This window comes from Thermomicrobiales bacterium, from assembly GCA_041390825.1.
Classification (GTDB): Bacteria; Chloroflexota; Chloroflexia; order Thermomicrobiales; family UBA6265; genus JAMLHN01.
Genome location: JAWKPF010000068.1, coordinates 1 through 6,155 on the forward strand (window position 1 = coordinate 1; position 6,155 = coordinate 6,155).

8 protein-coding genes are annotated in these 6,155 nt (G+C 63.2%); 4 read left to right on the plus strand and 4 right to left on the minus strand.

Annotated features, from left to right (window positions below):
- From R2855_19700 to R2855_19710, 3 genes are all read left to right on the plus strand, one after another.
- Window positions 1–671, plus strand: a 671-nt coding sequence (locus tag R2855_19700; protein MEZ4533229.1) for an ATP-binding protein, incomplete at its 5' end; no start/stop codon positions are given.
- 128 nt (window positions 672–799) lie between these two features.
- Window positions 800–1,522, plus strand: a complete 723-nt coding sequence (locus R2855_19705) for a hypothetical protein (GenBank protein ID MEZ4533230.1) — start codon at window positions 800–802, stop codon at window positions 1,520–1,522.
- Window positions 1,523–1,565: 43 nt separating this feature from the next.
- Complete coding sequence (locus R2855_19710) at window positions 1,566–2,129, plus strand: class I SAM-dependent methyltransferase (protein ID MEZ4533231.1); 564 nt, start codon at window positions 1,566–1,568, stop codon at window positions 2,127–2,129.
- Here R2855_19710 and R2855_19715 read toward each other — a convergent pair.
- Window positions 2,117–2,422 (minus strand): hypothetical protein, encoded by a 306-nt coding sequence (locus tag R2855_19715; GenBank protein MEZ4533232.1) that lies wholly within the window; start codon window positions 2,420–2,422, stop codon window positions 2,117–2,119. The genes R2855_19710 and R2855_19715 overlap by 13 nt on opposite strands.
- Here R2855_19715 and R2855_19720 point away from each other — a divergent pair.
- Entirely contained in the window at window positions 2,421–2,747 is a 327-nt protein-coding gene (locus tag R2855_19720; protein MEZ4533233.1) for a hypothetical protein, read from the plus strand. The genes R2855_19715 and R2855_19720 overlap by 2 nt on opposite strands.
- A gap of 38 nt (window positions 2,748–2,785) precedes the next feature.
- Here R2855_19720 and R2855_19725 read toward each other — a convergent pair whose 3' ends face one another.
- The 3 genes from R2855_19725 to R2855_19735 form a co-directional block, all read right to left on the minus strand.
- Complete coding sequence (locus R2855_19725; GenBank protein ID MEZ4533234.1) at window positions 2,786–3,583, minus strand: VOC family protein; 798 nt, start codon at window positions 3,581–3,583, stop codon at window positions 2,786–2,788.
- Between the two features lie 94 nt (window positions 3,584–3,677).
- A complete protein-coding gene (locus tag R2855_19730; protein MEZ4533235.1) occupies window positions 3,678–4,889 on the minus strand; it encodes an acyl-CoA dehydrogenase family protein in 1,212 nt (403 codons plus the stop codon).
- A gap of 174 nt (window positions 4,890–5,063) precedes the next feature.
- Window positions 5,064–5,795, minus strand: coding sequence for a hypothetical protein (locus tag R2855_19735; GenBank protein MEZ4533236.1), 732 nt, complete (start codon window positions 5,793–5,795; stop codon window positions 5,064–5,066).
- Window positions 5,796–6,155: the final 360 nt, after the last annotated feature.

Here is a 6,155-nt window from a genome sequence, read left to right on the forward strand (position 1 = left end):
GGCAGTTCACCGCCGACGCTGCTCACGAACTGCGCACCCCGCTCGGCTTCATGCGCAGTCAGGTCGATCTCGCGCTCCGCCGGCCCCGGTCGGACATGGAATACCGGGCCGCGCTCCAGGCGTTGGATGGCGACATCGACCGTATGACCCGGCTGGTCACGGCATTGCTCACGATTGCTCGCTCAGAAAGCGGTCAACTCGTTGTGCATCGGGTTCCCTTCGATGCGCAGGCATTCATCCGCGCACGCATTGATTCGTATGCCACGCTCGCGACAGCGCATCGGATAGCCCTCGAAGATGAGTCGACACCTGCGTTTCTGGTGGCCGACCAAGATCTTCTCGGCCAGGCACTTTCCAACCTGATCGACAACGCCTTCGCCCACACTCCCGATGGTGGATCGATTGCCATCGGCTGTGCGTCCGACCCGGATCGCGTGCGTTTCTGGGTGGTAGATACCGGTCCTGGCATACCTCCAGAGCATCAGGAGCGGATCTTCGACCGGTTCTATCGCGTCGATCCAGGGCGTCCGCGCGGCACAGGCGGCGCTGGCCTCGGTCTCACCATCGCCCGGAGCATTGCCGAAGCCCATGGTGGGTCGATCTCCCTCACGAGTACGCCCGGCTCCGGCGCCCGTTTCGAGATCGATTTGCCGAACGCCGCCCCTGCGTAGCCGCGACCTCGACCGCCCGGCTCCGTTTCATGGTCATTTCATCGTCCTCACCGACTGTGTCCCTGACACATGCGTGTCCGAGCAATTCGTTCTTACCAATCCACCTCGCCAATGAAAGGAGCACTCTCGTGAAACACGCGATTCTGGCGGCAATCTTGTTGCTCGTGCTCGGCGGTTCCACCGTTCGAGCTCTACCAGCCACACCGGCGGTCGATCCATCGACATTCAGCACGAATGTGACCAATCCCTATTTTTCGCTGCCGATCGGCGCGGTGCGCATCTACGAAGGAGAGGAGACCGACCCCGACACTGGCGAGACGCATCGTTTCCGCGTCGAAGAAACCGTTCTCGCCGAGCTTGCCGAGGTCATGGGCGTCCCGGTTGTGGTCCTGCAGGTGCGGGAATTCGAGGACGGCAAGCTGATCGAAGCGACTCGCGACTACCACGCCCAGCACGAAGATGGCAGCGTCTGGTATTTCGGTGAGGATGTCGACAACATCGAAGATGGCGTGGTTGTCGATCACAATGGCTCCTGGCTCGCTGGCGAAGGAGACAATCAGCCGAGTCCCTTCATGCCGGCCGATCCGCAGCCATTCGACACCATTCCGCAGGAGCAGGCTCCCGGTCTGGCCGAGGATATCTCCACTGTGGTGCAGACCGATTTGTCCGTGCAGGTGGCTGCCGGCGCGTTTGCCGGCTGCATCTGGACAGTCGACGTCAACCCATTGGAGGTCACCTCTGAGTTCAAGACGTATTGCCCAGGCCCCGGCCTGGTGCGAGAGGAGAACGCGGCCGGCGTGATCGAGCTGGTCAGCATCACCCTGCCCAAACCGGCGACTCCTGCTGCCTGATCATGCGGGGACATTTGCCCGCCTGGAACGCGATACTGGCAACATGAATCACGACGACCATGTTCGCCTGATCGCCGCCGGTATTACTCATCCGGGCGGAATCTGGGCCGATTTCGGCGCGGGGTGGGGCGCGTTCACGTTGGCTATTCGGGAACTGACTGGTCCGGAGGGCGAGATCTTTGCGCTCGACCGGGACCGGTCGGCACTGGGCTCGCTGCGGGAGCGCATGATCGAGCAGTTTCCGGGGACCTCCCTCCATCTGATCGACGGCGATCTCCGCCACCCGCCGGAGATGCCGCCGCTGGACGGAATCGTGGCGGCGAACTCGCTGCATTACGTCGACCGAACGCAGCAGGCCGCGACCCTGCAGCGTTGGAGCAGCTTGCTGAAACCGGACGGCTGCATCGTGCTGGTGGAATACGACACCAGCCGATCGAGCTCGTGGCTCCCCTATCCGATCTCGTTTCGGCGGCTTGGGCAAATCGCGCGGGAGGCGGGATTGCCGGATCCGCGCTTGCTGGCGACGCATCCGTCGCAATGGGGCGAAGGGATCTATTCGGCGGTGATGGAGATGATCACCTCCAAATCAGGACGTCAGCTTGGCTGAGAGATGTCGAGTTTGTAGTTCGTACCATCGTCGTCGACAAAAAACTTCGGATCGAGTCTCCCGCTAAACGAAGCAATGGTTCCGTTTCGCCGAACATTGACATGAACATTGAAGCGACGGTTCCCGGTCGAGTCCAGAAACGAGAGCACCATAGAAATCACACGTGTGCCGTCAGGAAGCGTGACCTCACGAGATTTGTTCTTCTCGCAACAGGTATAGTTTTCCCGAAGCGCCCGCTCCACCATTCCGGAGCGATTGAAGCGCTCACGCATCTCGTCTGGCGATATCCACATGACTGCGGCAACGTTCGAAGCCAGTCTTTTTGAGCACCTGAGCACCCTCTTCAGTGGCAGATCGACGGTGCGCGACTTCAGGCATTGGTTCAGCAGCACCTCGTGGGAGTCCGACGAAGAACTCCCCGACGAACTGTACGAACTGGCCTCAGACATCGAGCACCTTGGATATATCCGCGACAGCGATATCTGGGACGATGCAGCCTATCTGCGGAACCTTCGGTCCGAGGTCGAGACCTATTGCGAGGCACCGGGGGACACCAAGACATCCTCTCCAGGACGCGCTCTGGACCCCGATCAGTGCGTTAGGACGCGCGTCGCCTGACCGTACGACTTGCAGCGGAACCGTCCTCACTCGTCCGTTCAATTCGTCGTGATGAGGTGCACGTCCGGGAAGCCGGGAACTTCGAGCCGGGTGCCGGGGAATTCGGGGCCGGTATCGACGGTGAGGAAGAGCTGGTAGATGCTGTCGCCGAAGGTTTGATGGTAGGTGGCAAGCGGCGAGTTGTCGTCCTGGTGTTGGACGAGGTCGATCCAGTATTCGTGCACGAAGTAGCGCCAGCCTTGCTGATGACCTTCGTACCCGTGATCGAGCGCCGAAACCGGGGCGGAGAACATCTGGCCGTAGGGGACGGTGGCCGCGGTCACGTCGGCTGTCACGATGGTCAGGCCGGTGATGCCCTTGACGCCGTTTGCATGCTCGGCTTCCTTGCCGGTGGGGACGCGGAGCGCGCGGTCGGTCACATCCTGAATGAGGAATGGCAGAAAGACGGGCGGATCGGTTCGCAGCGCGGCCGATTTCCACTGGAGTTGCTCGCCGTCGGGACGAAGACGAGCGCCGTCTTTGCGGTCGACCGCGAAAATTTCCAGCGCGGCGAGCCGGTCCAGCTCGTGGTCGAGCGCGTCGGCGCCGACCGCGAACGTGACGAATCCCTCCTTGCCGCCCATCTTCTCGAACCAGGGATGGCCTTTGGCGAGCTCGGCATCCTCGATCCCGATCAGCTCCAGGTAGGACCCGTCTGCAAAGGGGATGAGCGCGTTATGGGTGCCGGTGGGATGCGATCCGCCCGGGGTGACGGTGAATCCAGCCTCCTGGAAGGCCGCGCTGGCGGTCGTGAGAAGATCGACGGCAATGACGATATGGTCGATACCGGTCAGCATGTGAGCACTCCTCGATCATGGTTGGAGACGGGATGGTTCTGCGTCCAGGGTCCAGAGTCCAGAGCGGTTGGTTCGGGCTCTGGGTGCGAGCGTTCTACTCCACGCCCAGCGCTGCCTTGCCGATCGTGGTGAGCGCGACGTCGTCCATCGGCGGATTGCCAAGACCGGCGCGGACATCGCGGAAGTAACGTTCCAACGGGTTGGATTTGAACAGGCCCACCGAGCCGACGACGCGCATGGCCTGGTCGGTGACGGCGATGGCGTTGTTGGTGGCAATGTACTTGGCGGCGGCGAACCGCCAGGCGAACGATTTCCGTTCCTCTGGCAGACGCTCGGCCAGCTCGGCGGTGCCATAGAGGACGGAATTGGCTTCCAGCAGCAGGAGATCCATCTGGGCGACGCGGTGCTGGACGGTTTGCAATTCGGCAATCGCCTTGCCGCCCTGGGCGGTGGGCCGACGATTCTTGGCGAAATCGACCGCGAAATCCCGCGCGGCGGTAGCGACGCCGAGGAAGACAGCGCTGCCGATCAGATTCCAGGGGCCGAGATCACCCGCGGGCAGACCGGGCGCTTGCGGCAGGCGGTTGCCATCCGGGACGATCACATGATCGAAGATGACATCGTTGCTGCCCGTGGCGCGCATCGCCATGGTGTCCCAGGTGTAATCGACCTGAACGCCGGGCGAATCCATCTTGACCAGAAAGGTGCCGCGGGCCGGCTCGGCATTGCCATCGATGACGGTCAGCAGCACGACGCCCCAGGTGAGCGCGGGCGACAGGGTGGAAAAGGTCTTGCGGCCATCGATCACCCAATGGTCGCCCTCGCGGGTGGCAGTCGTTTTGTAGAGACCGCCGCGGCTCGGGCTGCCGAGGTCCGGTTCGCTGGCGATGCTGTTGATCAGCGCGCCGTGCTCGACGATATCGCGCAGCACGCGTTCGCGCAGCTCCGGCGGCCATTGCATGTTGCTGGCGACGCCGGCGGTTTGCAAATGGTGCATGGTCGAGCTGAGCCCCACCGACCCATCGCCCCAGCCGATTCGCTGCTGCCCGAGCATCAGCTCGAGCGGGGTGGCGCCGAAGCCGCCGAACGCTTCCGGGACGGCCAGCGCGAGATAGCCGCTCTCCTTCAACGCGTCATAGGTATCGAAGGGAAAGGTGTTCTCCCGATCGTGCCGTTCGGCGTTGGCCGCGGCGATGGAGGCCATGCGGTCGGCCAGCTCGATGACATACGCCTGCCGCTCGGTGGTGGGATAGGGCGCGGGCGGCGGCGACGCGGATAGAGCGGTTTCGAGAAGGGTGTTGGTCATAGTCTCACTCTACGAAAGCAGGCGGCACGCGGCACGCAGCAGGCAGATCGATCCGTGATCTCCGATAGAGCTACGCGACGATGCATTCGCGCAACTACCAGCTGCCGAGGCGGGCAAATCCTTCGTTCCTCAGAATGACAGCGGATCTGCATGCCGCCTGCTGCCAGCCGCGTGCTAGCTCAGTTCCTTCATGGCGTCGTCGACGGTGCCGCCGCCGTGGATGATGACATTCATGGCGGAGATGACCTTGGCCGGGGTTTCGTGGGCCCAGATGTTGCGGCCGATGGCGATGCCGACCGCGCCTTCGGCGATGGCGCCGTGGACATCGGTGAGGACGCCGCGGATGTCGCCACGATTCGGGCCGCCGAGGACGATGATGGGCTGGAAGATGCCGCGGGTGGCTTCCTTGAAGCTTTCGCGGTCGCCGGTGTATTGCATCTTGACGACGTCGGCGCCAATTTCGGCCGAGATGCGGCCGGCTTCGCCGATGTTCTTCGGGGTGTGCTGGGCCTTGTTCTCGAAGGAGCCGGGGATCGGCTCGATCATGAGCGGGAGACCGTGGAGGCGGCAGATGGCGCTGAGATGCTGGGCCTTGCGGATGCTCTCCTCGCTCCCTTCCGGACCGGTATAGCAGATGATTTTGCCCATGTCGGCGCCGAGATACATCGCCTGCTTCACGAGCGGGGTGGGATCGCCGTAGAACTCATCCATGTTGATCGCGACGCCGACGTTCTTGAGGGTGTCGCCAAACGCGAGCAACTGGGCGGTGGTGGTGAGAATGGCGTCCGCGCCGGCGGCGATGGCGTCACGCAGGGTCTTTTCGGGGACCGCCATGCCGTCCTTGTTGTAGCCGACATTGCCATGGTCGAAGGCGAGGGTGAGGCTCTTGCCATCGGCGGCGAACATGCGGGACATGCGGCGATCGATTCCGGTGAACATGGGGGTGGAAGGGGCTCCTTTACGCGTTACGACAAATTGCCGCTTCCATTGTAGAGGCAGGCGGCGGGCGGCAGGCGGCCGGTAGCGGGTTGGGTGATGAGGGGGGTGGGGTCCGGGGTCCGGAGTCCTGGGTCCGGAGTCCGGAGTCCGGAGAAGAACGCGTCGGACGTAGCGAAGGGCCTCTGTGCCCTCTTCGGGTCCGGAGTCCGGAGCCCGGAGCCCGGAGAAAGCCGCGCCGGTCGTAGCGAAGGGCCTCTGTGCCCTTTTGGGGCCGGGACGGTTGCGGGGGACCGTGGGGGAGGGCGGATTGGTTCTACCCGTCTCGAA

What these genes read in the sequence shown, in the direction of transcription:
- R2855_19710 (MEZ4533231.1), top strand. Translation starts at nt 1,566, where the DNA reads ATGAATCACGACGACCATGTTCGCCTGATCGCCGCCGGTATTACTCAT.
- R2855_19720 (MEZ4533233.1), top strand. Translation starts at nt 2,421, where the DNA reads ATGACTGCGGCAACGTTCGAAGCCAGTCTTTTTGAGCACCTGAGCACC.
- R2855_19715 (MEZ4533232.1), bottom strand. Translation starts at nt 2,422, where the DNA reads ATGTGGATATCGCCAGACGAGATGCGTGAGCGCTTCAATCGCTCCGGA.
- R2855_19725 (MEZ4533234.1), bottom strand. Translation starts at nt 3,583, where the DNA reads ATGCTGACCGGTATCGACCATATCGTCATTGCCGTCGATCTTCTCACG.
- R2855_19730 (MEZ4533235.1), bottom strand. Translation starts at nt 4,889, where the DNA reads ATGACCAACACCCTTCTCGAAACCGCTCTATCCGCGTCGCCGCCGCCC.
- R2855_19735 (MEZ4533236.1), bottom strand. Translation starts at nt 5,795, where the DNA reads ATGTTCGCCGCCGATGGCAAGAGCCTCACCCTCGCCTTCGACCATGGC.